At 68.1% G+C, this 25,557-nt stretch carries 20 protein-coding genes; 10 read left to right on the top strand and 10 right to left on the bottom strand.

Annotated elements, in window-relative coordinates; all coding sequences use genetic code 11:
• Positions 1-448: 448 nt before the first annotated feature.
• Both ABD231_RS00005 and ABD231_RS00010 read right to left on the bottom strand, forming a co-directional pair.
• Complete coding sequence (locus tag ABD231_RS00005) at positions 449-1,372, bottom strand: DUF4349 domain-containing protein (RefSeq protein WP_344143643.1); 924 nt, start codon at positions 1,370-1,372, stop codon at positions 449-451.
• Between the two features lie 85 nt (positions 1,373-1,457).
• On the bottom strand, positions 1,458-4,442 hold the full coding sequence (locus ABD231_RS00010) for a DEAD/DEAH box helicase (protein ID WP_344143645.1): 2,985 nt from the start codon (positions 4,440-4,442) through the stop codon (positions 1,458-1,460).
• Between the two features lie 277 nt (positions 4,443-4,719).
• Between ABD231_RS00010 and ABD231_RS00015 the strand changes: the two genes are divergently transcribed.
• Positions 4,720-5,400 (top strand): ferritin-like fold-containing protein, encoded by a 681-nt coding sequence (locus tag ABD231_RS00015; RefSeq protein ID WP_344143647.1) that lies wholly within the window; start codon positions 4,720-4,722, stop codon positions 5,398-5,400.
• A gap of 122 nt (positions 5,401-5,522) precedes the next feature.
• The gene (locus tag ABD231_RS00020; protein ID WP_344143649.1) at positions 5,523-6,725 is read left to right on the top strand and encodes a glycosyltransferase; all 1,203 of its coding nucleotides are present in this window, start codon (positions 5,523-5,525) and stop codon (positions 6,723-6,725) included.
• A 12-nt stretch (positions 6,726-6,737) separates the two neighbouring features.
• Here the strand turns inward: ABD231_RS00020 and ABD231_RS00025 are convergent, their stop codons facing one another.
• The 5 genes from ABD231_RS00025 to ABD231_RS00045 all read right to left on the bottom strand — a co-directional run bounded on the left by ABD231_RS00025 (position 6,738) and on the right by ABD231_RS00045 (position 9,603).
• Positions 6,738-7,010, bottom strand: a complete 273-nt coding sequence (locus ABD231_RS00025) for a GlsB/YeaQ/YmgE family stress response membrane protein (RefSeq protein ID WP_344143651.1) — start codon at positions 7,008-7,010, stop codon at positions 6,738-6,740.
• Between the two features lie 146 nt (positions 7,011-7,156).
• On the bottom strand, positions 7,157-7,384 hold the full coding sequence (locus tag ABD231_RS00030; protein WP_344143653.1) for a DUF3107 domain-containing protein: 228 nt from the start codon (positions 7,382-7,384) through the stop codon (positions 7,157-7,159).
• A gap of 129 nt (positions 7,385-7,513) precedes the next feature.
• The gene (locus ABD231_RS00035) at positions 7,514-8,146 is read right to left on the bottom strand and encodes a TetR/AcrR family transcriptional regulator (protein ID WP_344143655.1); all 633 of its coding nucleotides are present in this window, start codon (positions 8,144-8,146) and stop codon (positions 7,514-7,516) included.
• 109 nt (positions 8,147-8,255) lie between these two features.
• Entirely contained in the window at positions 8,256-9,179 is a 924-nt protein-coding gene (gene ligD, locus ABD231_RS00040) for a non-homologous end-joining DNA ligase (protein WP_344143657.1), read from the bottom strand.
• A 16-nt stretch (positions 9,180-9,195) separates the two neighbouring features.
• Positions 9,196-9,603 carry an MmpS family transport accessory protein gene (locus tag ABD231_RS00045; protein ID WP_344143660.1) on the bottom strand — a complete coding sequence of 136 codons (408 nt, stop codon included), beginning with the start codon at positions 9,601-9,603 and terminating at the stop codon, positions 9,196-9,198.
• Between the two features lie 43 nt (positions 9,604-9,646).
• On the opposite strand from ABD231_RS00045, the gene ABD231_RS00050 reads away from it, so the two are divergent.
• The 4 genes from ABD231_RS00050 to moeZ all read left to right on the top strand — a co-directional run bounded on the left by ABD231_RS00050 (position 9,647) and on the right by moeZ (position 17,627).
• The gene (locus tag ABD231_RS00050) at positions 9,647-10,561 is read left to right on the top strand and encodes an alpha/beta fold hydrolase (RefSeq protein WP_344143662.1); all 915 of its coding nucleotides are present in this window, start codon (positions 9,647-9,649) and stop codon (positions 10,559-10,561) included.
• A gap of 100 nt (positions 10,562-10,661) precedes the next feature.
• On the top strand, positions 10,662-13,373 hold the full coding sequence (locus tag ABD231_RS00055; protein WP_344143664.1) for a Calx-beta domain-containing protein: 2,712 nt from the start codon (positions 10,662-10,664) through the stop codon (positions 13,371-13,373).
• Between the two features lie 168 nt (positions 13,374-13,541).
• Entirely contained in the window at positions 13,542-16,253 is a 2,712-nt protein-coding gene (locus ABD231_RS00060) for a Calx-beta domain-containing protein (protein WP_344143666.1), read from the top strand.
• A gap of 183 nt (positions 16,254-16,436) precedes the next feature.
• A complete protein-coding gene (gene moeZ / locus ABD231_RS00065; RefSeq protein ID WP_344143668.1) occupies positions 16,437-17,627 on the top strand; it encodes an adenylyltransferase/sulfurtransferase MoeZ in 1,191 nt (396 codons plus the stop codon).
• A gap of 36 nt (positions 17,628-17,663) precedes the next feature.
• Here moeZ and ABD231_RS00070 read toward each other — a convergent pair whose 3' ends face one another.
• Entirely contained in the window at positions 17,664-18,452 is a 789-nt protein-coding gene (locus ABD231_RS00070) for a maleylpyruvate isomerase family mycothiol-dependent enzyme (RefSeq protein ID WP_344143671.1), read from the bottom strand.
• Positions 18,449-19,093, bottom strand: coding sequence for a TetR/AcrR family transcriptional regulator (locus ABD231_RS00075; protein WP_344143673.1), 645 nt, complete (start codon positions 19,091-19,093; stop codon positions 18,449-18,451). Before ABD231_RS00075 ends, ABD231_RS00070 begins: the two co-directional genes overlap by 4 nt.
• Positions 19,094-19,178: 85 nt before the next feature.
• On the opposite strand from ABD231_RS00075, the gene ABD231_RS00080 reads away from it, so the two are divergent.
• Positions 19,179-19,445 (top strand): DUF2277 domain-containing protein, encoded by a 267-nt coding sequence (locus ABD231_RS00080; RefSeq protein ID WP_344143675.1) that lies wholly within the window; start codon positions 19,179-19,181, stop codon positions 19,443-19,445.
• On the opposite strand, the gene ABD231_RS00085 is transcribed toward ABD231_RS00080, so the two are convergent.
• Positions 19,442-20,461: a hypothetical protein gene (locus ABD231_RS00085; protein WP_344143677.1), complete on the bottom strand. Its 1,020-nt coding sequence runs from the start codon at positions 20,459-20,461 to the stop codon at positions 19,442-19,444. The genes ABD231_RS00080 and ABD231_RS00085 overlap by 4 nt on opposite strands.
• Positions 20,462-20,584: 123 nt before the next feature.
• On the opposite strand from ABD231_RS00085, the gene ABD231_RS00090 reads away from it, so the two are divergent.
• From ABD231_RS00090 to ABD231_RS00100, 3 genes are all read left to right on the top strand, one after another.
• Complete coding sequence (locus ABD231_RS00090; protein WP_344143679.1) at positions 20,585-21,424, top strand: TIGR03560 family F420-dependent LLM class oxidoreductase; 840 nt, start codon at positions 20,585-20,587, stop codon at positions 21,422-21,424.
• Positions 21,425-21,433: 9 nt separating this feature from the next.
• The gene (locus ABD231_RS00095; protein WP_344143681.1) at positions 21,434-21,730 is read left to right on the top strand and encodes an MGMT family protein; all 297 of its coding nucleotides are present in this window, start codon (positions 21,434-21,436) and stop codon (positions 21,728-21,730) included.
• Between the two features lie 246 nt (positions 21,731-21,976).
• Positions 21,977-25,192 (top strand): ATP-dependent helicase, encoded by a 3,216-nt coding sequence (locus tag ABD231_RS00100; RefSeq protein WP_344143684.1) that lies wholly within the window; start codon positions 21,977-21,979, stop codon positions 25,190-25,192.
• The last annotated feature ends 365 nt before the right edge of the window (positions 25,193-25,557 follow it).

Genomic DNA, 25,557 nt, shown 5'->3' on the forward strand with positions numbered 1-25,557 from the left:
CCGCGCCATCGCCCCCGCCTGGCGGCCGTGCGCCCTCGCCCCCGCCTCGCGCCGTCCGCCCGCGCCCCGCGCCCCGCGCCCGCGCCCCGCGCCCTTGCGGGCACCCGCGCGCCCCGCCGATCTCCCGCTCACCCCCGCCTGCGGCGGCTTACGTGCCGAGTGTGCGGAGTGTGTCGCCGGAAACCGATTACCGACGCCCCGGTCCTCACACTCGCCGGGCAACTCCTCCCACTCGCACGATGGCTTCGGTCGCGGCGGTCCCACTCGCACGGTGGCTTCAGTCGCGGCGGCACTGGGTGGTCCGGTTGTTCCCGAGGTCATTTCAGCGGATATCCGCTCGTGTTGCCCCTTCTCCCCCTCGAGTACGAGCGGAGAAGGAGCGTTTGGAAGGGATATCCGTTCGAATGTGTGGGGGCGGGGCGGATGTCAGGGGGTGGCGGATGGGTGGTTAGGCGGGGCCGGTTTCGGCTGGGTCGGGGGTGGTGGGGGTTGGGGGGCGGCGTAGGCGGCGGCGGAGCCATAGGGCTGGTATGGCGAGGAGTGCCAGGAGGATGGCGAAGGGGAGTACTGCGCCTACTGCGGTTGCTAGGGCGGAGAAGGTGGCGGTGAATGCGTGCCAGCCGCTCTTGAGGCCGCCGACGAAGCCGCGGTCGGGGTCGGTGGTGACCGGCGGGGTGTCTTTGGTGGTCAGCGTGAGGTTGAGGGTGGCTAGCTCGGTTTGGAGGGCTAGGTTCTTCTGCTTGGCGAGCAGAGATTCCAGGTCGGCCTCGCGGCGGGTCAGTTCGGACTCGACGGAGACGATTTCGCCGATTGTGTTCGCCTTGGCGAGGAGGGCGCGCATGCGGTCGAGGCTGGCGCGTTGGGTGCGGATCCTGCTGTCCACGTCGACGACCTGTTCGGTGACGTCGGTGGATTCCTGGTGGATTTGCAACCGCTTGCCGAGCTTCGAGAGGCCGTCGATGGCGGCGTCGTACGACGTACTCGGGACCTTCAGGACGAGATTCGCCCGGGAGATGTTGCCTTTGTCGTCGTCGCCGGTGTTCTCGGAGGCGACTTGGCCTTTGAGGCCGGTGATGACCGTGATCGCCTCTTGCCGACGCTTGTTGACGTCGTCGGCTTCGACCGTGAGCGAACCGGTTCGGATGATCGCCCGTGTGACGGGCGGTTGCTCCGCGACCGGAGCCTTCGGCTGGGCCTGGCCGCCGATCGCCTTACCGCCGCCGTCGCTCGCCGCGCTCTCGGGTTGCTGCGCGGAATTACCCCTGCTGTCGCTGGCGGCCCCGGATGTGCTCTCACCGCCCGACGCGCCACAACCTGCCAGCAGTATCAGACCAACCGCGGCCAGCACAGCTGTCCCACCCTTGCGCCTCATCACCCAGCCCCTCTCGTGTGGATATGTCCTGGGGACGCTCCACGAGGGGCTGGGTGTTGCAGCGAGAAATTACAGCTTGGTCACTTCACCGACGAGCGGTCTTCTTGGCCACAGCCTTGGCCGGCGCCTTCTTAGCCACAGCCTTGGCCGGCGCCTTCTTGGCCACCGTCTTCTTTGCCGCAACCTTCTTGGCCGGAGCCGCCTTCTTCACCGGCGCCGCCTTCTTCGCGACGGCCTTGGCGGGTGCCTTCTTGGCAACGGCCTTAGCCGGCGCCTTCTTGGCGACTACCTTGGCGGGCGCCTTCTTCGCGACAGCCTTCTTCGCGGGCGCGACCTTCTTGGCAGCAGCCTTCTTCGTCGGTACTGCGGTCTTGCTAGCAGCAGCCTTCTTGGTCGGCGCTGCCTTCTTCGCAACGGCCTTGGCCGGTGCCGCCTTCTTGGCCGTGACCGCCTTCTTCGCAGGCGCGACCTTCTTGGCGGCGGCCTTCTTGGCCGGTGCTGCGGTCTTGCTAGCAGCCACCTTCTTGACCGGCACCGCCTTCTTGGCAACAGCCTTCGCAGGAGCAGCCTTCTTGGCGGGCGCGGCCTTCACGGGCACCGCCTTCTTGGCAACGGCCTTCTTCGCCGGCGCTGCCTTCTTAGCAACCGCCTTGGTCGGCGTGGCCTTCTTGACCGGAGCGGCCTTCTTGGCGACCGCCTTGGTCGGCGTGGCCTTCTTGACGGGTGCGGCCTTCTTGGCAACGGCCTTCGCAGGTGCCGCCTTCTTCGCGACCGCCTTAGCCGGAGTCGCCTTCTTCGCGACTGCCTTGGCCGGAGTCGCCTTCTTCACCGGAGCCGCCTTCTTGGCGACTGCCTTGGCGGGTGCGGCCTTCTTGGCAACGGCCTTGGCGGGAGCCTTCTTCGCCGGTGCCGCGGTCTTGGTCGCAACCGCCTTCGCGGGCGCAGCCTTCTTGACCGGGGCAGCCTTCTTGGCGACCGCCTTGGTCGGCGTGGCCTTCTTAACGGGCGCGGCCTTCTTGGCGGGTGCCGGTGCAGTTGCAGTCTTCTTGGCTGCCGCCTTCTTGACCGGTGCCGGAGCGGCAGCAGCCTTCCTGGCAGGAGCCTCGGCCGCAGCCGCCTTCGCCGGAGCCTTCCGAGCCAAAGTCTTCTGAGCCGGTGCCTGCTGTGCAGGTGCCGTCTCGACCGGAGCCTTCTGAGCGGGCGCCTTCTGAGCGGGCGCCTTCTGAGCGGGCGCCTTCTGAACCGGTGCCTGCTGAGTCGGTGCCTGCTGTGCAGGTGCCTTGTCAGCCGGTGCCTTCTCGGCGGGGGTCTGCTGGGTCGGGGCCTCGAAGAGGGGGACCTTCTTAGCTGGGGCCTCGGTGACCGGTGCAGCCTGGGCCCCACCGGACGACCGGCGCGAACGCTGACGCCGCGACGGCCGCTCACTCGCACCATCCACCGCAGGCGGCTCGGCCGAACCGTCCACCGCAGGTCGGTCCGAAGCGACGACCGCCGGGGCGCTCGTCTCGACCGGAGCAGCAGCCGGAGCAGGCGTCGTACCAGCTTCGGTGGTTACTGCGCCCTCGACCGGACGATCCCCGCGGCGCTTGCGGTTGCGGTTGCGCTTCCGCTTGCGTTCACGCGGCGCCTCGACCGAGGTGGTCTCGACTGCAGCGGTCTCGGCCTCGACCGCAGGCGGGACGAGGGTCTTGGTGGTGACGTCGGCGTTCTCCTCGACCGGCTGGCCCTGGCGGGTGCGCTTGCGAGTGCGGTTCCGCTTGCGGTCCCGGCCGTGTCCATGCCCGTGGCCGGACTCGGCCCGGTCGTCGGTACGGCGGTGCTTGTCGCGACCCGGACGATCCGAGCGCTCAGTACGCTCCGAGCGCTCCTCGCGGTCGGCGGCGGGCTTGATCCGGCCCTTCGCCTCGGTCGGGATACCGAGATCGTGGTACAGCTCGGGTGACGTGGAGTAGATCTCCTGCGGATCCGGGTACGGCAGATCGAGGGCCTGGTTGATCGTCTTCCAGCGGACCAGGTCCGCCCAGTCGACGAACGTGACCGCGATCCCGCTCGCACCGGCCCGGCCGGTCCGGCCGATCCGGTGCACGTAGGCCTTCTCGTCCTCGGGGCAGGTGTTGTTGATGACGTGCGTGACGCCCTCGACATCGATCCCCCGGGCGGCGACGTCGGTGCAGATCAGCACGTCGATCTTGTCGCCGCGGAACCGGGTCAGCGCCCGCTCGCGGGCCTGCTGGTTCAGGTCGCCGTGGATCGCGGCGGCCTTGAAGCCGCGGTCGATCAGGTCGTCGGTCAGCCGGGACGCCTCGCGCTTGGTCCGGCAGAAGATCATCACCCGGCCGCGGTCTTCGGCCTGCAGGATCCGGGCGACCACCTCGGGCTTGTCCAGATCGTGTGCCCGGTAGACGAACTGGGCCGTCGTCGGGACCATCTGGGAGTCCTCGTGGGACTCGGCCCGGATGTTCAGCGGGTGCCGCATGTGGGTGCGGGCCAGGCCGATCACGGCCGACGGCATCGTTGCCGAGAACAACATTGTCTGCCGCAGCTCAGGTGTCTTGCGCAGAATGCGTTCCACGTCCGGCAGGAAGCCGAGGTCGAGCATCTCGTCGGCCTCGTCCAGCACCAGAACCTTGATGTGGCTGAGGTCGAGGACGCCGCGGTTGGCCAGGTCCAGCAGCCGGCCGGGGGTGCCGACGACGACGTCGACGCCGGTCTTCAGCGCCTCCAGCTGCGGCTCGTACGCGACCCCGCCGTAGATGGTCAGGATCCGCACGGTGCGGACGGTGGACGCGGTGACGAGGTCCTTGGCGACCTGGATCGTCAGCTCGCGGGTCGGGGTGACGACCAGGGCCTGCGGCTTGCCCGGGGCGGCGAGTTCGGTGTAGTCGGCCTCGCCGGGGGAGATCGTGCGCTGCAGCAACGGAATACCGAAGCCGAGCGTCTTGCCGGTCCCGGTCCGGGCCTGGCCGATCAGGTCGGTGCCCAGCAGGGCGACGGGGAGCGTCATTTCCTGGATCGGGAAGGGCTCCACGATGTTGACGCGGTCGAGCGCGTCGCAGATCTCGGGCAGCACGCCGAGCTCTCGGAAGGTGGTCAGGCTGATCGCCTCTCACATGCTTGAACGGACAGTGGCCGGGCGCCAGAGGCGGGTGAAGCCTCGTCAGAAGAGGCGCGGGGACACTGTGCAAGCACCTCGCACCAGCGTGCCCATGTGGGCGCGTCACCGGCGAATCGCTCACCAGTGTAACCGCAACTTGCGTCATCGACGTTCCGTGTGGTTCGTGCCACGACACGCATCGGCAACCATGGACTAGTTCTGGCAGCCCTCGAAGCCGGATAAGGTGCCGGGCATGGAACAGACGGCCTTCGACGATCCCGCCTACCGGGCCGCGGCGGTGGACCTGCTGGGAGTTCTCGCGTACGGCGAGCTGACCGCCTTCGAGCGGATGGCCGAGGACGCCAAGCTGGCCCCGACCCTGAACGACAAGGCGGAGCTCGCTGCCCTGGCGACCACCGAGTTCGGGCACTTCCAGCAACTCCGCGACCGGCTCGTCACGCTCGGGGTGGACCCGATGGAGGCGATGCAGCCGTTCGTCACCCCGCTGGACGCCTTCCACGACCACACCGCGCCGTCGGACTGGCTGGAAGGTCTGGTGAAGGCGTACGTCGGGGACGGCCTGGCCAACGACTTCTACCGCGAGATCGCGTCGTTCGTGGACGCGGGGACCCGGGCCCTGGTGCTCGAGGTGTTCGCCGACTCCGGGCAGGCCGAGTTCATCGTGGACCGGGTCCGGGCCGCGATCGAGGACGACCCGAAGCTCGGCGGCCGCCTGGCGCTGTGGGGACGCCGGCTGGTCGGTGAGGCGCTCAGCCAGGCGCAGCGGATCGCCGCCGACCGGGACTCGCTGACTGCGCTGCTGGCCGGCAGCGTCGACCGCCCCGGGCTGGATCTGGCCGCCATCGGCCGGATGTTCACCCGGCTGACCGAGGCCCACACCGCACGGATGACAGCGCTGGGTCTGCAGGCCTGAGGTCGTCAGTTGGCCGGATGTTCACCAGTACCTACGGCAAGCGTGACTGCGATTTGCCTGCGTTCCTGGTTGCATGACTCCGTTCGTTGTTGACGGGGGTCGACGCCGGAGAGCCTGCCTGCATGACACTGCCTTACCGCCCGGTCCGCCTGGGCATCTACTCCGACACCCTGGTGCCACGGGCCGATGGTGTGGCCGTCTCGCTGGAGGCTGCCGGGCGAGCGCTGTGTGAGCTCGGTGTCCAGCTCGAGGTGGTCGCGCCGTACCGCGCCAACAGCCACGAGAGCAGGCTGCCGATCCGGTCGGTGCCGGGCACCGAGACCTGGGGCCGCGACTACCGCCTCGGCACACTCCGCCCGACCAGGAACAAGCCGGAGTACGACGTAGTGCACGTCCACACGCTTGGTCCGATCGGGGTGTCCGGCCTGTACGCCGCGTGGCGCAAGCAGCTCCCGGTTGTCCTGACCTGGCACACGGATCTCGAGATCTACCGCCAGCACTACGCGGAGATCCGGCTGGCGATGTGGCTGGCAGGCAAGGCCTGGCGGGTCGGCCTCGGAGCGCCGCGTGGCTACCAGCGCGAGTGCACGGAGGTGCAGAACCTGTTGCGGGCGGTCGACCTGGTCGTCGCGCCGACGGCCAAGGTGCAGCAGCAGCTGGACGACCTGGGCTGTGAGGCGCCGACTGTGGTCCTGCCGAGCCCGACGCTCCCGATGCCCGCTCCGTCGGTGTCGGCCGCGGAGATCCGGCATCAGCTCGCTCTCGGGGCACAGGACCCGATCGTGCTGTCGGTCGGCCGGTTGAGCGGCGAGAAGAACGACGAGTTGCTGCTGTGCTCGTTCGCCGAGCTGCTGCGCATCCGGCCGGACGCCTGCCTGGTCATGGTCGGCGGGTACGGCGACCGGCGGCGCGTCACCGACTTGATCGACCGGCTCGGGATCAGCGCTCAGGTGCGGATGCCCGGCGTACTGCCGCGGGCCGAGCTAGCGGGTTACTACCTCGCTGCGGACGCTGTGGTGATCGCCTCGATCTCGGAGACCCAGTCGCTGGTTGCGCACGAGGCCGAGGCGGCCGGCTGCCCGCTGGTGGTTGTCGACCCGTGGCTGTACCGCGGTCACGAGCGGACGCGGACGTTCGCTCCGGCCGAACCGGCGCAGCTGGCGGCCGTGGTCGGTCAGGCCCTCCGTACGCCGGAAACCCAGCGCCTGTGGGCGCCGCGGTACCGGCCGGCGCCGCGTGAGCACGCCGAGAAGCTGCTGGCCCTGTACGAAGGGCTGGCATCACAACGGCCGCCTGCCCCAGGCGGGGTGGCGGCCGTCGGGTGACGCTTGCTCAGGTCAGGTTGCCCGGGGCTTGCGGGCGGCGATGATCGCGATGACCACCGCGGCACAGACGATCTGGATCAGGTACTGGATCCAGTCCGGCCCGTCGGTGTCCTTGATGTCGAGGAAGTAGGCGATCAGACCACCGATGAAGGCGCCGATACCGCCGCCGAGGATGGTCCAGCCGAGGCTGATGTTCTGTTTGCCGGGGAGTACGAGCCGCGCGAGTGGCCCGAAGATGACGCCGGCCAGCAGGCTCACGATGATCATCCAGATCCAGTAACCCACGGTTCCTCCTTCAGAGGGGGTGACGGACCTGCGTCTGGGCGGCGCCCCGTAGCTACCAGACCACTACGACGCAGGTCTCACCGCACATGGTGCCCACCGAACCGGATTCCGGAACCCGGACACGCAGGACCGTGTCCGGAACGCGATCAGATCGCGCCGAACCCGACCTTCCGGATCGAGACCTCACCGATCTCGACGTACGCGAGCCGGTCGGCCGGTACCAGCACCCGGCGGCCCTTGTCGTCGGTCAGCTGCAGCAGATTGCTCTTCCCGCTGAGCGCATCCGAAACCTGCGCCTGTACCTCGTCCGGGCTCTGCTCGCTCTCGAGCACCAACTCGCGATTGACGTGTTGCACGCCGATCTTGACCTCCACGAAACCCTCCGGGCACGTTCCGACCGGCGGCTCTCGCCGGTGACGGTTCGAGCCTATCCGCTGCCGGCCCCGGTCTCTCACCCGTCCGCCCAAAGCAGAACCCGCAGCGGTACGGCGTGGGGTCGCGCGTCAGCCGTCAGTTCGCGGGAAGCCGCGGATACCGCGCCAGGCGAGTGACGCGACCAAGTCGGCAGCGTGCTCCTGCGGCAGCGAGCTCTGGTCGGACGCGGCCAGCCAGTAGCGCGCGCTCACCTGGGCCTGGCCGACCAGGCTGACTGCCAGCACCATCGACTGCTCCCGGTTCAGGCCGGCGTCCGCGCTGATCACCTCGGAGACCGCCTCCGCACACGCGATGGTGACGCGGTCGACGCGCTCCCGGACCGCCGGCTCGTTGGTCAGGTCGGACTCGAAGACCAGCCGGAAGGCGCCCTGCGCGTTCGCGACGTAGTCGTAGAACGCGTGCACGGTGGCCGCGACCCGCTGCTTGTTGTCGTCGGTCGACTTCAGCGCTTCGTGCACCGAGGCGACGATGGCTTCGCAGGAGGTGTCCAGCAGTGCCAGGTAGAGCTCCAGCTTGCCGGGGAAGTGCTGGTACAGGACCGGCTTGGACACCCCCGCGCGGTCGGCGATGTCGTCCATCGCGGCGGCGTGGTACCCGTTCGCGACGAAGACCTCCTGAGCCGCCTCGAGCAGTTGCGCGCGGCGGGCCAGCCGGGGCAGGCGGCTGCCGCGTTTCGGTGCGGTCTCCGGTGTCGTCGACACGTCGGCTCCTTCGGTGGTGCGGCACCGGCGGCAGGACGCGCCCCGGGTCGTAGGCAGAATCCTACCCACCGGTCCTCCCGGTCAGTAGCTTCCCCGCCGGATGGGCCCGTCAGGAAGGCAGCGGCCGCGGGTCGTCGTACAGCTCGGCCAGGACGTCGCCGTACTCCTCGATCCGGGCGAGCACCTCGTGCGGGAGGAACTTGAGCTCCTCCGGAGTGGTGGTCGCGGCCACCTCGTCCCAGTCGATCGGTGTGGACACCCGGGGCTCGTCGGAACCACGCAGCGAGTACGGCGCCAGCGTCGTCTTCGCACTGGCGTTCTGGCTCCAGTCGATGAAGACCTTGTTCGGCCGGAGCGCCTTAGTCATGTTCGCGGTGACGTCCTCGGGCAGGGCCTCCGCCAACTGCTCAGCGAGCTGCTTGGCGAACGCACTGGTCCGTTTCGACGACGCTGGCTCGATCGGCACATACAGGTGCATGCCCTTGTTGCCGGAGGTCTTCGGCCAGCCCTCCAGCCCGTAGTGCCCGAGGAGCTCACGCAGGGCCAGTGCGACGTCGCAGCACTCGACGATGGTCGCGCCCGGCCCCGGGTCGAGGTCGAAGACGATCAGGTCGGCTTGCGGGTCACTCCCGTGCTCCGACAGACCGATCCGCCACTGCGGCACATGCAGTTCGAGCGCTGCGAGGTTCGCCAGCCACACCACGGTCTGTACGTCGTCCGCGACCACAAAGTCGGCTTCGTCGCGGCCGGTCGAGCTACCGGGGGTGGGCAGAGTTTCGGTCCGCACCCAGGCCGGCGTACCGCGGGGTGCGTTCTTTTCGAAGAAGTACGACGCGTCGGTGCCGTCCGGCCAGCGCTTCCGGGTGAGTGGCCGGTCGGACAGGTGTGGCAGTAGCAAGGTGGCGACCTGGTGGTAGTAGTCGATCACCTCTGCCTTGGTGAAGCCGGTCTGCGGATACAGGACCTTGCCGAGGTTCGTGAGCTTCAGAGTCTGCCCGTCGACCTCGGTCGTCACCTGCTGCGACGCTGCCATGTGTCCCAGTCTCCACCTACGGCTGGTACATGCAGTGCACGCTGAGGCCGCTCATTGCGGAGTCCTTGCTCTCGACGAGCTTTCCGTCCATCCAGATCTCGCAGCGGACCGAGCCGCGGTCCTCGAGTTGCTGGAGGGCGCTGACGGACAGCATCTGAGTGCTGCCCTTGGTCTCGAGCTTCTGGCTCTCCCACGGCAGTGCGGCGTACTTCACGTCCACGGACTCCCGCTGGCCGTCGCGGACGTAGCTGACGTCCGGCTGCTCCGCCGTACCGCTGACCTTGTAGACGACCTCGTGCTTCTCCTGGCTCGCGACGAGCATCCGGACGCCGGTGTAGCCGAGTAGGAACAGCTGGAACGCCGGATAGGCGAGGAGTACGACGAGCAGCACGATCAGTAGCGGTTTGGGGACTCTGCGCTTCATGGGTCGCAAGTGTTCCGGTCGACGGGGTCCTACCATGGGATTCGTGGAGAGCTACGGGGCAGTAACCGGCGCTGATGCGCCGTTGGCGACACAGGAATGGCCGGCCCGCCAGGTGCCGGTCGCAGGCGTGGACCTGCTGGTCAGAGACGTGCCGGATGCGGCGGCGGAGCTAGCGCCCGCGCTCTACGTGCACGGCCTGGGCGGCTCGTCGTTGAACTGGACCGCGCTCGGACTACTGCTCAACGACACCGTGCGGGGGATCGCACCTGACCTGCCCGGCTTCGGACGTACGCCGTTGTCCGGTCCGACCGGGATCTCCGAGCAGGCCGACGTACTGGTGAAGCTGTTGGAGAGCGAGTACGACCAGCCGGCGCATGTCTTCGGCAACTCGATGGGTGGGGCCTCCGCGGTCGCTCTGGCGGCACAGCGCCCGGATCTGGTGGCGTCACTCACGTTGGTGTCGCCGGCGCTACCGCATCCGCGGGTGTCGGCCAGTGCGCTGTGGTTCGCGGCACTCGCGACGCCAAGGCTCGGACCGGTGGTTCTGGAGCGCGCACAGCGGTTGCCGTTCGATCGACGGTTCCAGGCGTCGCTGGCGATGGTCTTCGGCGACCCGCGCGCGCTACCGCCCGAGGTGCGGGCCAACTACGAGGCCGAGCTGCACCGGCGGGACACCGACCCGTGGAACATGCAGGCGACCACCGACGCCGCCAAGAGCATCCTGCGCTCGTCACTGGCACCGCCACGCCGGTCGCTCTGGGCGGACGCAGCCAGCGTCAAGTGCCCGGTCCTACTCGTGTACGGCGGCCGCGACCGGCTGGTCGACGCGCGCATCCGGACCAAGGCGCAACGGACCTTTCCGGACGCGCGGCTGCTGTACTTGCCCAAGTCCGGTCATGTCGCTCAGATGGAGCACCCGGAGCAGGTTGCGGCCGCCTTCCGGGACCTCATCGCGTAACTGAGCGGATTTTGGAATCTGAACGCGTGCGGTAAATAACCCAACCTTTCGCTCGCACGGGCTATCTCATGGAGAGCTGTCCGTCGACGAGAGGAAGACCGTGCGCGTTCTGGGCACAATCACGCTGGGCATGGCCGCAGTACTGGCGATCGGGCCAGTTACGGCGTCCGCGACGCCACCGCCGTCGCCCGTTGTGGAGGGCAACAGCTGGGACGTGCAGCAGGTGCCGGCGGGTTACCGGGTCACGCTGCGGCTGGACGCACCGGTGCAGATGCGTGCGGCCCGGCCGCTGCTGGCCGTGAACGGGAAGCCGGTCGGAGTGGCCCGCCAATCCGCTGACGGCCGGACGCTGACGCTGGTCACGACGGACAAGGTGGCCGCGCACGCGCACGACGTACAGCTCACCTGGCCCGGCGACCAGCGCATGAGCGTCCGTGCCCTTGCTGGTGGACCGACGGACGCCTACTGGCTGAACGCGCGGAAAGGGCCACTGCTCAAGGACGACCCGGGCAAGCCCGGCAAGTACCAGGTCGAGACATCCGAGTACAACCTGGGTGACGAGGCGGTTCTGCTGCCCGGACTCGGCCAGAAGTCCGAGGTGGTCGGCAAGGTCTACGCACCGGTCGGAGCTGCGGGCAAGCGTCCGCTGGTGGTCTTCCTGCACGGTCGGCACGAGTCCTGCTACGGCGACGAGTCGGCCCCCAGCGACAAGCCCTGGCCCTGCCCGAAGGGCACCAAGTCGGTCCCCAGCTATCGCGGCTACGACGGCCCCGCGAAGGCACTCGCGAGCAGTGGCTACCAGGTCGTCTCGATCAGTGCGAACGCAGTCAACGCCTTCGACTTCGACGCGTACGACGGCGGTGCGCAGGCCCGGGCGGAGTTGGTACTCGACCACCTCACGCGGTGGCGGCAGTGGTCGACTATCGGCGGCGGTCCGTTCGGCTCCAAGTACATCGGCAAGATCGACCTGCAGAACGTCGGTCTGATGGGTCACTCACGCGGTGGCGAGGGTGTCGCGCGAGCCGCGGTGGTGAACGCCGACCGCGGTGGCCAGTTCGGCATCCGCGCCGTACTGCCGCTCGCACCGGTCGACTTCGCGCGATCTACCGTGCCAGGTGTCGCCATGAGCGTCCTGCTGCCGTACTGCGACGGTGACGTGTCCGACCTGCAGGGACAGAAGTTCTACGACGACACCAGGAACTCCATTACCGGTGATGGGGCAGCTCGCTCCACAGTCACCGTGCTGGGCGCCAACCACAACTTCTTCAACACCGAGTGGACACCCGGTCAGTCAGTAGCACCGTCCTTCGACGACTGGGGTGGCGAGGGCAGCAAGGCGCCCTGCGACGCCAAGTACGCCGGGCGGTTGAAGGCGAAGGAACAGCAGGCGGTCGGTACGGCGTACGTGGCTGGGTTCTTCCGGTTGCAGCTCGGGCACGAGAAGCAGTTCCTGCCGCTGTTCGACGGGTCTGACGCTCGCACTGCGTCCGCAGGCAAGGCTGTGGTGCGGGTGGTCGCGCAGGCGCCGCTGGCATCGCGGCGTGACGTGACCGCCTTCGACAAGGCACTGCCGAAGGGTGCGTTGAGCGGCAAGGTCACAGCGGTGGTCTGTGCTGGTGAGACGGGCAAGAGCGCGTGTCTGACCACCACTGGTGCAGGGGACGCGCCGCACTGGGACCCAGCTGCGTTTGCCTCGCACGCACCGACCCTTGCGGTCACCAAGCTGTCCTGGACCGACAAGACCGGAGTCCTGCGACTCACTCTGCCGACTGTGCAGCGGGACGTGCGCAAGTACGCCGCACTGTCTTTCCGGGCCGCTCCGGACCCCACGAGTACGCCGAAGGCCGACCTGACCGTCCGTGTCGTCGACGGTCGTGGTCGGGCCGCGTCCGTACCGGTGTCCACGGTCAGCGACGCGCTGGTGCGGATGCCGGGCAACCAGACGGCGGGGTTGCCGAAGAACCTGCTGCGCACCGTGCGGATCCCCCTGTCGTCGCTCAAGGGAGTCGACCTGCGGGACGTCCGCGCGATCGAGCTGCGGACCGATCGGGTCGCGAAAGGTTCGGCGTACCTGAGTGATCTGTCGTTCTCGTCGCCCGGTATCGGAGTCTCGGCTCCGACGGTGAAGGCGCCGAAGGTGACGGTGTCGGACGTCACCACGAAGGAGGGCGACAAGGGGACGACGTACGCGGACTTCGTGGTGCGGCTGTCGAGGCCGACCACCCGCCCGGTCGTCGTGTACGCCGAGACCAGCCTTCCGTTCGCGGAGGTGATGCCGGTGGGTGATGTGGCGAAGGCAGTGGTCTTCAAACCCGGCCAGGTCCGGCAGACAGTGCGAGTGCCGATCAAGGCGAACACTCGCGACAGTTACGACGTGAAGTTCGACCTGGCGTTGGCTGCGCCACGTGAGGCGTTGCTGGCCAAGTCTTTCGGGCACGGTGTGGTTCTCGACGACGACCCGTCGCCGAAATTCACCGTCGGCAAGCTGGTCACCACCGAGGGCAAGGGCGAGGTCACGTTCCCGGTGAAGCTGTCGGCGCCCAGCGACAAGCACATCGGTTTCGGTGGTCTGTGGAAGGACGGTGCGGCCGTCCTCGGCAGGGACTACCGCGGGCAGTACGACCCGCCGGAGCACACCCTCACCGGTGGCATCGAGGTCGCGAAGCTCGAGGGTGAGCTGACCGTCACGGTGACCGACGACAAGGTCAAGGAACCGACCGAGACGTTCACGGCGTTCCTCGACACCGTCGACGGGATCGACGGCCTCCAGCTGCCGATCGCCGCGACCGGGACGATCCTCGACAACGACTGAGTCGAATCTGTCGCAGGACTGAGACGAGATCGAGCGGCTGATCAGGTCAACTTTCCTCTCGCCCACGAAGTCGTTCTTTGTGGTCTGTTTCGTCGATTCGAGAGGACAACTGTGCGAGAGATCGGCAGATTGAGGCACCTGTCGCTGGGGATGGTCGCACTATTAGGGGTGGGGTTGACCACGGCGCCGTTCGCGGCCGCCGCGCCGCCGCCGGCGCCAACCATTGCTCAAGGCAACAATTGGGACGTGAAGCCGGTCGCGGCCGGCTACCAGATCACGCTGCGGCTGGGAGCGCCGGCGCCGATGCGCGCGTCGCTCCCGCTGCTGGCCGTGGACGGCGAGCCGATCGGGGTGGCCAAGCAGTCCACCGACCAGCGGACGCTGACACTGGTCAGCACCGATCCGGCCGTACTGAAGGCCAAGGACGTCAAGCTGGTGTGGTCGGGGGACCTCGGCAAGGACGACCGGAAGGCCGAGAGCCGCGGTGCGGCTGTTGGCGGCCCGAACGACGCGTACTGGCTGAAGCCCAAGCTGGGGGCGCTGCTCAAGGACGACCCGGCCAAGCCGGGCAAGTTCAAGGTCGAGACGTCGGAGTACAACCTCGGTGACGAGGCGGTCTTCCTGCCCGGGCTGGGCCAGAAGTCCGAGGTCGTCGGCAAGGTCTACACACCGGTCGGTGCGACCGGCAAGCGGCCGTTCGTGCTGTTCCTGCACGGCCGGCACTCGTACTGCTACGGGGGCACGAACGAGCAGCCGGAGAAGCCGTGGCCCTGCACGGACGGCGCCAAGCCGGTGCCGAGCTACCGCGGGTACGACGGCGCTGCGAAGGCACTGGCCAGTAGCGGCTACCAGGTGGTGTCGATCAGCTCCAACGCGGTCAACGCGTACGACGGCGGTGTGTACGACGCCGGTGCGCAGGCGCGGGCCGAGCTGATCCTCGACCACCTCAAGCTGTGGAAGCAGTGGTCGACCGCCGGCGGGGGTCCGTTCGGCAACAAGTACGTCGGCAAGATCGACCTGCAGAACATCGGTCTGATGGGCCACTCACGTGGCGGTGAGGGCGTGGCCCGCGCAGCCGTCGTGAACGCCGACCGTGGCGGCGAGTTCGGGATCCGCGCGGTGCTGCCGCTGGCTCCGGTGGACTTCGCCCGCTCGACGGTGCCGGGGGTCGCGATGAGCGTCATCCTGCCGTACTGCGACGGCGACGTCTCCGACTTGCAGGGCCAGAAGTTCTACGACGACACCCGCTACTCGGTCACCGGTGACGCGGCGACGCGTTCGACGGTGACGGTGCTCGGTGCCAACCACAACTTCTTCAACACCGAGTGGACTCCGGGCCAGTCCGAGGCGCCGTCCAACGACGACTGGGGTGGCGAGGGCAAGGCGGCTCCGTGTGACGCCAAGTACGCCGGGCGACTGAAGGCGAAGGAGCAGCAGGCCGTCGGGACGGCGTACCTGTCGGGCTTCTTCCGGCTGCACCTGGGCAACGAGAAGCAGTTCCTGCCGCTGTTCGACGGCTCTGACGCCCGTGCGGCGTCTGCTGGTCGTGCGGTGGTGCGGGTGGTCTCGCAGGCCCCGCTGGCGACCCGTCGGGACGTGAACCGTTTCGACTCGGCGCTGCCGAAGGGTGCGCTCACCGGCAAGGCCTCTGCAGTGGTGTGTTCCGGTGCCACGCTCAAGGACGCGCGCGCTGCCACTCCGACCTGTCTGACAACGGATGGCTCGGGTGACTCACCCCACTGGGATTCCGCGTGGTTCGCAGCCCGTACGCCGACCATGGCGGCGACCCGGCTGTCATGGCGCGACAAGACCGGCGTACTGCGGGTGAACCTGCCGGCTGCACAGCGCGACGTACGGAAGTTCGCTGCACTGTCGTTCCGGACGGCTCCGGACCCGGCTGGTGCTGCGAAGACCGATCTGTCGGTCCGCGTGGTCGACGGCAAGGGCCGTGCGGTGTCGGTGCCGGTGTCGAAGGTCAGTGACGCACTCACGCGACTGCCTGGCCCGAAGACGTTCGGTCTGCCGAAGAACCTGCTGCGGAGCGTCCGGATCCCGGTGTCCTCGCTGAAGGGCATCGACCTGAAGGACGTGCGTGCGATCGAGCTGCGGACCGACAAGGTCGCCAAGGGCACGGTGTACCTCAGTGACCTGGCCTTCTCGTCGGCCGGCGTCGGTGTCTCGGCTCCGGCGGTGAAGCTGCCGCGGGTGTCGGCGTCGGACGTCAAGGTCAAGGAAGGCGACAAGGGCACGCAGACCGTCGACTTCTACGTGCGGCTGCACCGCGCGAGCACCCGGCCGGTCAAGGTGTACGCCGAGACCAACGGTGATCTTGGGTCGACTGTGGGTGACGTGGTGCGCACGGTGGTCTTCAAGCCGGGACAGGTCAAGCAGAAGATCAGCCTGCCGGTGAAGTCGAACACCCGCGACAGCTACGACATCCAGTTCAGTCTGGTGCTGTCGGTGCCGCACGAGGCGCTGCTCGACAAGTCGTTCGGGCACGGCGAGGTCATCGACGACGACCCGACCCCGAAGCTCACCCTGGGCAACCTGACCACGGTCGAGAAGACCGGCGAGGTCGGATTCCCGATGACGCTGTCGGCGCCGAGTGACAAGTACGTCGGCGTCAACGGGCAGCTGAAGGACGGCACCGCGGTGCTCAAGCAGGACTACCTCGGCTACTACGACGAGGGCGATCCGGGCTCGCGGACCATCGACGGCTACGTCGAGTCCGGCCAGACCAAGGGCCTGATGCTGGTGAAGATCGTCGACGACAAGGTGAAGGAGCCGGCCGAGACGTTCACGGCCGTCGTGGACCAGGCCGACGGAGCCGACATCAAGGTTCCGCAGACCCTGACCGCGACCATCACCGACAACGACTGACAGCAACCAACGACCGTGCCGGGCGTCCTGGGGGCGCCCGGCCCGGTGCTGTCCGGCGAGCGAGACGTCGGTCCCGGGATGCGGACCAGGGCTGGAGTGCCGGGAATTGTGCGGGAACATGGAGGACAGGCCGATGGTTGAAACCCTGACAGCCTGACTCGCACCCAATCGAGGAGCCGACACGTGTCACTGCCACCGCTGGTCGAACCGGCCGCCGAGCTGACCATCGACGAGGTCCGCCGGTATTCGCGGCACCTGATCATTCCCGAGGTCGGGATGGCCGGCCAGAAGCGGCTGAAGAACGCCAAGGTCCTGGTCATCGGGGCCGGCGGTCTGGGCAGCCCGGCGCTGCTCTACCTGGCCGCGGCCGGCGTCGGCACCCTCGGCATCGTCGAGTTCGACACCGTCGACGAGTCGAACCTGCAGCGCCAGATCATCCACGGCCAGTCCGACGTCGGGAAGTCCAAGGCCCAGTCGGCCCGTGACTCGATCCTGGAGACGAATCCGAACACGAACGTCGTCCTGCACGAGGTGCGCCTGGACAACGACAACGTGTTCGAGATCTTCGAGCAGTACGACCTGATCGTCGACGGCACCGACAACTTCGCCACCCGCTACCTGGTGAACGACGCCGCCGTGCTACTCGGCAAGCCGTACGTCTGGGGCTCGATCTTCCGCTTCGACGGCCAGGTCAGCGTGTTCTGGGCCGAGCACGGCCCCTGCTACCGCTGCCTCTACCCGGAGCCGCCGCCTCCTGGCATGGTCCCGTCGTGCGCCGAGGGCGGTGTGCTGGGCGTGCTGTGCGCGTCCGTCGGCGCGGCCCAGGTCACCGAGGCGATCAAGCTGCTGACGGGGATCGGCGACCCGTCGCTGGGCCGGCTGAACATCTACGAGGCCCTCGACCTGAACTGGCGCGCCCTGAAGGTCCGCAAGGACCCGAACTGCGCGATCTGCGGCGAGAACCCGACCGTCACCGAGCTGATCGACTACGAGAACTTCTGCGGCGCGATCACCGAGGAGGCGGCCGACGCGGCCGTCGGCTCGACGATCTCGGTCAAGCAGCTGAGCGAGTGGATCAAGCTCAAGGACAACGGCGAGAAGGACTTCCAGCTGATCGACGTCCGCGAGCCGAACGAGTACGAGATCAACCGGATCCCGGGCTCGGTGCTGATCCCGAAGGCCGACTTCCAGACCGGTGTCGCCCTCGAGAAGCTGCCGCAGGACAAGCAGCTGGTCTTCCACTGCAAGTCCGGTGTCCGCTCGGCCGAGGTGCTGGCCATCGTCAAGGGCGCGGGCTTCGCCGACGCGGTCCACGTCGGTGGCGGCGTCGTCGCCTGGGTCGACCAGATCGACCCGAGCCAGCCGGCGTACTGATCGTGAGTGGGGCCGGAGCAACTCCGGCCCCATCGCTCAGAACGGCATGCGGCAGGTGGCGACTGCTGCGGCCGCAGCCGGATCACCCGTGACGACCGGATTGTCGTCGCGGCCGGACAGCGTGCGCATGTAGCCGACGGCGTCGACGGCGGCGTGGCCGACCGGCTCGCCCCTCCCCAGTCGGTAGGTCCCACCTCCCTGGCCGGTGAGCTCCACGTCGACCGCGGGACGATCGCCCCAGAACGGTCCGTCGATCACGTCGCGCATCACCTGCGCGATCATTTCCTCGCCGTACCGGCCGGCGTCGAACGGGCGCCCGAGCGCCTGGCAGACGTCGTCGCGGTGCATCCACAGGTCCCGGGAGAGCAGGATGTCCTGCACATAGCCGAGATCCAGTGAGAAGCCCGGGTAGTCGTCCAGCGAGAAGCTCATCCGGCGCACCAGTCCCGGGTTCTTGAGGATCTTCCGGGTCGCCTTGGTCCAGACCTGGTCGAACGTCCTGCGCAGTTCGTCCGGCGGTGTTCCGCGGTGTTCGTCGGCCTGCACCATCATGTGCCGGTCGAACTTCGGCGTGGTCGGGTACACCCGCTTGGCCTTACGCATTCGGCGCGGGAACGACCACGGGATGTTCACGTCCTCGGCCTGGCCGATCAGGTGGCCGGCGATATCGGCGACGTCCCACTCGTCGCAGACGGTACGGCGTTGCCACTCGCTCCCGTTGATGGACGCCAGCAGGTCGTGCCACGCCTCGAGTTCTGCGGCCCGGTGTTCCGCACACTGCGGCCGGTCGGCGCGGCTGATCTCTGTTGCGAGTACAGCGGTCATGTCTTCTTCCCCCTGGTTGGTGCGTAGTACTGGTAGAACATGTCGAGCGCGGTCGGCAGCAGCCGGACGAAGCGGCCGTCCTCGAAGGACGCATGCGGCTCGTTCGCCAACTGCTGCGAGACCAGACCGGACGTGATCGAGGTGTAGAGGGCGAGGCCCTCCTCGGTCGCGGCTTCCGGCCGTAGATGTCCCTGATCGACGCCGGCCTGCAGATGCTGCCGCAGGTCCTCCAGCGTTTCTTGTGCCGGTGCGAACGCCTCCGGGCTCGGCTCGAAGCCCGGAACGGTCCGCCAGAACAGCAACTGCGAGTAGACGGGGTTCTCCATGCACCAGCGGCTGAACGCCGTCACCGCGATGATGTCGAGCTCGCGGATGTCGTCCGTGTTCGCCGCTGCGTTCGCCTCCAGCCGGGCCTCGCGGAAGAACTCGGCCCCGCGCTGGAAGAGTGCGTCGTAGATCGCCATCTTGGACGGGAAGTACTGGTAGAGCGATGGTGGTTGCATGCCCAGCTGCCGGGCCACCGCGGACAGGCTGAGGGAGGCGACCCCTTCGGCCTCCATCAGCTCGATGGCCGCCGTCAGGATCTCCTCGATCGTTTCCTGACGACGCCGGGTCCTGCGGTCCAGTCCAGCGCTGCTCATACCCTGAGGATTCTCTAATACCATTAGGGAAGTCAATGCCCTGTAGGGCACAGGTTCTGTCCCTGCGGACACGTACTGTCGGAGCATGTGCCGAAACATCACTGTGCTCCGGGGACTGGAGCCCGCCGCGACCTCCGAGGAGATCTACGCGGCTGCGCTGCAATATGTACGCAAGGTGACCGGCGTCGGATCGCTCAGCGCGACCACGCGGGAGCCGATCGAGCGCGCCGCGGCCGAGGTCGCGCGCATCACCGAGCAACTCCTGGCCGAGATGCCGGACCGCCGCGTCCCACCGCAGACCGTGCCGCCGTTGCGCCGGCCCGAGGTTCGGGCACGCCTCGGTCTGGACTAGTTGGCCAGCTGCGGCAGGAAGGCCGCGATCGCGCTGACCGCCAGCGGTGCGAGGACGCTGAAGATCGTCAGCGGGTTGCGCAGTACGCCGATGTCCAGATGCAGCAGGTGCTCGATCCGCTTGCGTTCCTCGAGCCATTCCGCGGTCGGCCGTGCGTCGGGTGGCATCGGGCAGATCCGTTCGGCGAGTTGCTGAGCGCGATTGCGCCAGGCCACAGCCAGCGGTACGCCGATGACTGCGAGGCCGACGGCGAACGTGGCGCCGTACAGGAGGACGTTCGCGGGCGGGAACTCGTCGGCGCGGTCGGGATGCGCGGCGACGAACGCACCGCGTAGTGCGCCGGCTGATGCGACGGCTGCGACCACGCCGATGGTGAAGGCGCCGACGCAGACCAGCAGGAGCTGCCACAGTCGCTCCAGCCGACGGATCGCCGGTGGGAAGAGTGCCGGGTTGTCGCTGCGGTCCTCGAGCGCGTCCGCATAGTCGTTGACGTGCTGACCGCCGGGCGGGCGGTCCTCACGGATCGGTAGCTCGCGGCACTCGGAGTGCGCCAGCCAGACGATCGTCAGCCACGGCGCTGTGGCGATGAGGCTCGCGATGAAGGGCACCAACGTCCGGAAGTCCAGCTCGCGCACCGGCAGGTCGGGGAGCGCGCCGGACAACTGGAGTCGGTAGACACACGCGATGAGACAACCGGCGATCGCGCACACCAGGTAGCCGAGGATGCGCCGCCGCGGCGGATAGAAACCCCATCGGTAGGGGTGCTGGAGGACCCGCACCGCCTGGACGGTGAGCACGACGAACAAGGCCATCGCCGCGCCGGTCACCGCCAGCCAGACGTTCCAGGGAACGCCCCGCACAAACGCTTTGCTGTCCGCGGTCCCGTCCGACCCGGCAGCTCCGAGCAGGCCCGTGAACAAGAAGGCCAGCCCCAACACGATCATGCTGAGCAGCGGCGGTGGCAGCTTCTCCCAGAACCTGTCCTCCGCCAGTTCCCGCGGCAGTTCCCCCAGCACCCCGGCCTCTTTTCGTTGTTCCTGCTCCCAGTGTCGCGGGGCCTGTCAGCTGCCTGCGACGCTCATCGGCGCGCCGTTGTACTGTCGCCGGGGAAGCGTTTGCTTGTTTGACTGGAGGCCGGAATGCGATTCGCTGTCAAGACCAGGCCGGAACACACCACGTGGCAGCAGATGCGTGATGTGTGGGTCGCCGCGGACCAGTTGGAGATCTTCGAGTCCGCGTGGCACTGGGACCACTTCTATCCGCTCAGCGGCGACATGGCCGGGCCGAACCTGGAGGCCTGGACGACGCTGGCCGCACTCGCGCAGGCGACGTCGCGGATCCGGGTCGGCTGCCAGGTCAACGGAATGATCTACCGGCACCCGGCAGTCACCGCGAACATGGCGGCGACGACCGACATCATCTCGGGTGGCCGGCTCGAGCTCGGCCTGGGCGCCGGCTGGAACGAGATGGAGACCGCCGCCTACGGCATCCCGCTCTACCCGTTGAAGGAGCGCTTCGACCGGTTCGACGAGGGGGTGCAGGCGATCATCGCGCTGCTCACCGAGAAGTCCGCGAACTTCGACGGCAAGCACATCAAGCTCACCGACGCGTACTGCGAGCCGAAGGCCGTGCAGACCCCGCACCCGCCGATCGCGATCGGCGGCAAGGGCCCGAAGCGGACTCTGCGCGCGGTGGCCAAGTGGGCGCAGCACTGGAACGTCATCGTGGCGAGTCCGGAGGAGTGGAAGCCGCTCAAGGACATCCTCGTGCAGCACTGTTCGGACGTCGGGCGGGATGTTTCCGAGATCACGTGCTCGGTGAACATCCGGATCGATCCGGACCAGCCACTCGACGTCGCGGTCGCCGCAGCATCGGCGTACGGCGAAGCTGGCGTCGACCTCGCGGTGATGAACCTGCCGCTCGACGCGCCGCCGTCGGTGCTCGAGCCGCTGGCCAAGGCGCTGGCCCCACTGGCTTAAGTTGGATCTGTGGACAGGGACGAATACGTCGAGGCGGTGCTGCGGGCGGTGGAGTCGATTCCGCCGGGCAGCGTCGCGACGTACGGAGACATCGCCGAGTACGTCGGTCAGGGCGGGCCGCGGCAGGTCGGCGCGATCATGCGCGAGTACGGCGGCGGTGTGCCGTGGTGGCGGGTGATTCGGGCGTCCGGCGTACCGGCTGATGAGGTCGGCGACGAGCAGTTGCACAACCTGCGGTCCGATGGCGTGCGGGTGACCAACGGGCGAGTGAATCTGCGCGAGGTGCGCTGGGACCCGACGGACTAGGTCAAGGAACACCGGCGACGGTCGGCTCCGCCCCGAGCCTTGCGCCGCCGGTGCCGGGCGGCCGAGCCAGTCGTTGGGGTAACCGGCCCGGCCGCGCACGTGGTCGCCGTCCGACGGCGATTCACCCTGTCGACAAGGATGATGCGACCGTAACCCGAAAAGTTGGGGTGTCCGTTTTTCGGGGCACCAACGGGATTGCCGGGGTGCCCGAACGGGATTGTCGGTGGGGTCTGGTGGGATGGGGCGATGGTCAGCAGACAGGGTTCCCGGTATCGGCTCGTTCGGGCCGAGGGACGACCTGCGCAGACGCCGGTTCTGGATGCGGACCAGCAGGCCGTCGTCGATCATCCGGGTGGGCCGCTGCTGGTGCTCGCCGGGCCGGGGACCGGGAAGACGACCACCTTGGTGGAGGCTGTCGTCGACCGGGTGCGGAACCGCGGCCTGAGTCCGGACGAGGTGCTCGTGCTGACCTTCGGGCGGAAGGCGGCCACCGAGCTCCGGGACCGGATCACCGGACGGCTCGGGAAGACGACCCGCGTGATGCCGTCGATGACGTTCCACTCCTTCTGTTATGCGTTGCTGCGACGGTTCACACCGGCCGACGCCTTCGACGTACCGCTGCGGTTGCCGTCGGGTCCGGAGCAGTCGCTTCGGTTGAGTGAGGCGCTGTCGGGGAGTCGTGAGGTCGGTGCGGTGCATTGGCCGCGCAGTCTGCATCCGGCGTTGAAGACTCGCGGTTTCACCGACGAGGTGCAGGCCGTGATCGGCAAGGCGCGGCAGCTCGGGCTCGACCCGGAGGACCTGACCGCGATCGGGCGGTCGGCCGAGCGGGCCGAGTGGGTCGCGGTCGGTGACTTCTTCGAGGAGTACCTGCAGATCCTCGACCACGAGCAGGTGCTGGACTACTCCGAGCTGATCCACCGCGCGGTGATTCTGGCGCAGCAGCCGGCGGTGCAGGACAAGCTGCGGGCGGAGTTCAAGGCCGTCTTCGTGGATGAGTATCAGGACACCGATCCTGGTCAGACGATGTTGCTGCAGGCGATCGCGGGGGATGGGCGCGACCTGGTCGTGGTCGGTGATCCGGATCAGTCGATCTATACGTTCCGTGGTGCTGACGTGCGCGGGCTGCTGCGGTTCACCGAGGAGTTTCCGACGGTGTCGGGTGCGCCGGCGGCGCAGATTGCTCTGGCGACCACCCGCCGATTCGGTACGACGTTGCAGCGGGTCTCGCGCAATGTCGTGAACCGGCTCGGGGTGCCGGGGACGCTGGATCGCGACACGTTCGACCGCTTCCGGAACCCGGATGCTTCGTCGTGTGTCTATGGTGCCGGGAAGGTCGAGGCGAATCTGTACTCGACCAGTGGTGCGGAGCTGGAGCACATCGCCGATCTGCTGCGGCGAGCGCATGTGCAGGACGGTGTCGGGTGGCACGAGATGGCTGTGCTGGTTCGATCCGGGAGCCGGTCGATCCCGCCGCTGCGAAGGGCGCTTGCTGCTGCCGGGATCCCGGTTGATGTCGCTGGTGATGAGCTTCCGCTGTCGCGCGAGCCCGCCGTACGGCCGATGTTGTTGGCGCTGCGGGCGGTGGCGGATCCGGTCACGCTGACGGTTGATGTCGTGCGGGCGCTGGCGTTGTCGCCGTTGGGGGCGATGGATGCGGGGCAGTTGCGGCGGTTGGCGCGGGTGCTGCGGAAGCGTGATCGGGAGGCGGCCGATGGGCAGCGGCTACCCAAGTCGTCGGATGAACTGTTGCGGGACGCGTTGCTGAACCCGTTGCTGCTGGATGAGCAGGCCTCCCCGGCCGAGGCGCGGTTCGCGGCGCTGGGGGAGAGGTTGCTCAAGGCAAGGAATATCGTGAACGCCGGCGCGGCGCCGGACGAGGTGATGTGGTCGCTGTGGTCGGAGTCGCCGTGGTTGCGGCGGCTGCGCGGTCAGGCGCATTCCGGCGGCGAGACGGCGCGGGCGGCGAACCGGGATCTCGATTCGCTGTGCGCGTTGTTCGACGCGGCCGGGCGGGCCGAGGAGCAGATCGGGTTCAAGGGTGTCTCGGCGTTTCTGAGTGAGCTCGAGTCGTTGGATATTGCGGGGGACAACCGGTTCGACGGGACGTATCGCGAGGCCGGTGTGCAGCTGATGACTGCGCACCGGTCGAAGGGTCTCCAATGGCGGCTTGTTGTGGTGGCCGGCGTGCAGGAGGGGCAGTGGCCGGATCTGCGGCGGCGTGGGTCGCTGCTGGAGCCGGATCGGCTCGGGCGGGACGGGTTGGTGGATCCACTGTCAGCTGGTGCGTTGCTGGCTGAGGAGCGGCGGTTGTTCTACGTCGCGATCACCCGGGCGCGGGAGCGGTTGATCGTGACCGCGGTGCAAGCACCGGAGGCGGATGGGGATCAGCCGTCGCGGTTCTTGGGTGAGTTGGACATTCCTTTGAAGCTGGTCGCCGGGCGGCCGCGGCGACCGTTGTCGCTGCCTGGGCTCGTTGCGGACCTGCGGTGTGTGCTGGCGGATCCCGCGTCCTCACCTGCCCTCAAGCGGGTTGCCGCCGACCGGCTTGCACAACTGGCCGATGCGGTCGACGACCGCGAGCAGGCGCTGGTGCCGACCGCCGATCCGGGGCGCTGGTGGGGTGTGCGCGAGCGGACCAAGTCGGAGCGCCCGATCGCGGACCCGGACCTGCCGGTGCCGCTGTCGGGGAGTGCGCTGACGACGATCGTCGACTGCCCGCTGCGCTGGTTCCTGACCCGCCGCGCGGGCGGTGAAACCCCGAGTACGTCGGCAATCGGCTTCGGCCAGGTGTTGCACACCCTCGCCGACGCCGTAGCCACCGGCACGCTGCCCCCATCGGCCGACGAGCTGAACGGCTGGCTCGACAAGGTGTGGACCCAACTCGACTTCGAATCCGCCTGGATCTCCGACCGCGAACGCGTAGAAGCCGAACAAGCCCTCCGCCGCTTCGTCGCCTGGCATCAAGGCCGCCCCGAGCGAACCCTCGTCGGCACCGAGGTCGAGTTCGACGTACTACTTCCTGATGCCGACCAACCCGCCGTACGGGTCAAAGGCCGGATGGACCGCGTCGAAACCGACGGCGAAGGCACCATCCGCGTCGTCGACCTCAAGACCGGCCGCAACCTCCCCACCAAACCCGCCCTGGCCCGTCACGTCCAACTAGCCATCTACCAACGAGCCATCGCCTCCCGCCAAGTAGCCGCCGCCGGCCCCGAAGCCGTAGCCGGCGGAGCCGAACTGGTCCAACTCCGCCACGACGACAGCGGCTTCCCCAAAGTCCAACACCAAGCTCCGCTGGAACCCGATGAAGACGGCAAAACCTGGCTGGACGAAGCCGTCGAAGACGCCGAACAAATGGTCCGCACCGAACACTTCACCGCCCAACGCAACGACGGCTGCAACCGCTGCGAAGCCAAACCCCTCTGCCCCATCCAGCCAGAGGGAAGAGAAATCGTCTAATGCCCCCACCCAACAGCCGCCCCGCCAACCACCACATGCCCTCGGCAATCCACCCCACCCGCTTCGCCAACCACCCCACCCACCACATGCGTCTCGCCAACCGCCACGCCCGATCTGCCAACCACCACACTCACCGTGCACCCCGCCACGTGCACTCCGCCAACCACCTCACGCGCCCCGGCGGCACCCACGCCCACCTCGGCCACCACCACACGCGCTCCGCCGACCAACACGTGTTTGTCTCCTCCGCGCTGTCGCGCGCCACCGGTTGTGGATGCTCGTGGGGCGCCCCCTCTCGAACCACACTCTCCGCTCACCGCCTCACGATTTCTCGCACCGCCTTCCCACTCACCACCTCAGCCGAC

Source organism: Kribbella yunnanensis, from assembly GCF_039529655.1.
Lineage (GTDB): Bacteria > Actinomycetota > Actinomycetes > Propionibacteriales > Kribbellaceae > Kribbella > Kribbella yunnanensis.

What these genes read in the sequence shown, in the direction of transcription:
- ABD231_RS00005 (WP_344143643.1), bottom strand. Translation starts at nt 1,372, where the DNA reads ATGAGGCGCAAGGGTGGGACAGCTGTGCTGGCCGCGGTTGGTCTGATA.
- ABD231_RS00015 (WP_344143647.1), top strand. Translation starts at nt 4,720, where the DNA reads ATGGAACAGACGGCCTTCGACGATCCCGCCTACCGGGCCGCGGCGGTG.
- ABD231_RS00020 (WP_344143649.1), top strand. Translation starts at nt 5,523, where the DNA reads ATGACACTGCCTTACCGCCCGGTCCGCCTGGGCATCTACTCCGACACC.
- ligD (WP_344143657.1), bottom strand. Translation starts at nt 9,179, where the DNA reads ATGGCAGCGTCGCAGCAGGTGACGACCGAGGTCGACGGGCAGACTCTG.
- ABD231_RS00045 (WP_344143660.1), bottom strand. Translation starts at nt 9,603, where the DNA reads ATGAAGCGCAGAGTCCCCAAACCGCTACTGATCGTGCTGCTCGTCGTA.
- ABD231_RS00070 (WP_344143671.1), bottom strand. Translation starts at nt 18,452, where the DNA reads ATGACCGCTGTACTCGCAACAGAGATCAGCCGCGCCGACCGGCCGCAG.
- ABD231_RS00075 (WP_344143673.1), bottom strand. Translation starts at nt 19,093, where the DNA reads ATGAGCAGCGCTGGACTGGACCGCAGGACCCGGCGTCGTCAGGAAACG.
- ABD231_RS00080 (WP_344143675.1), top strand. Translation starts at nt 19,179, where the DNA reads ATGTGCCGAAACATCACTGTGCTCCGGGGACTGGAGCCCGCCGCGACC.
- ABD231_RS00090 (WP_344143679.1), top strand. Translation starts at nt 20,585, where the DNA reads ATGCGATTCGCTGTCAAGACCAGGCCGGAACACACCACGTGGCAGCAG.
- ABD231_RS00100 (WP_344143684.1), top strand. Translation starts at nt 21,977, where the DNA reads ATGGTCAGCAGACAGGGTTCCCGGTATCGGCTCGTTCGGGCCGAGGGA.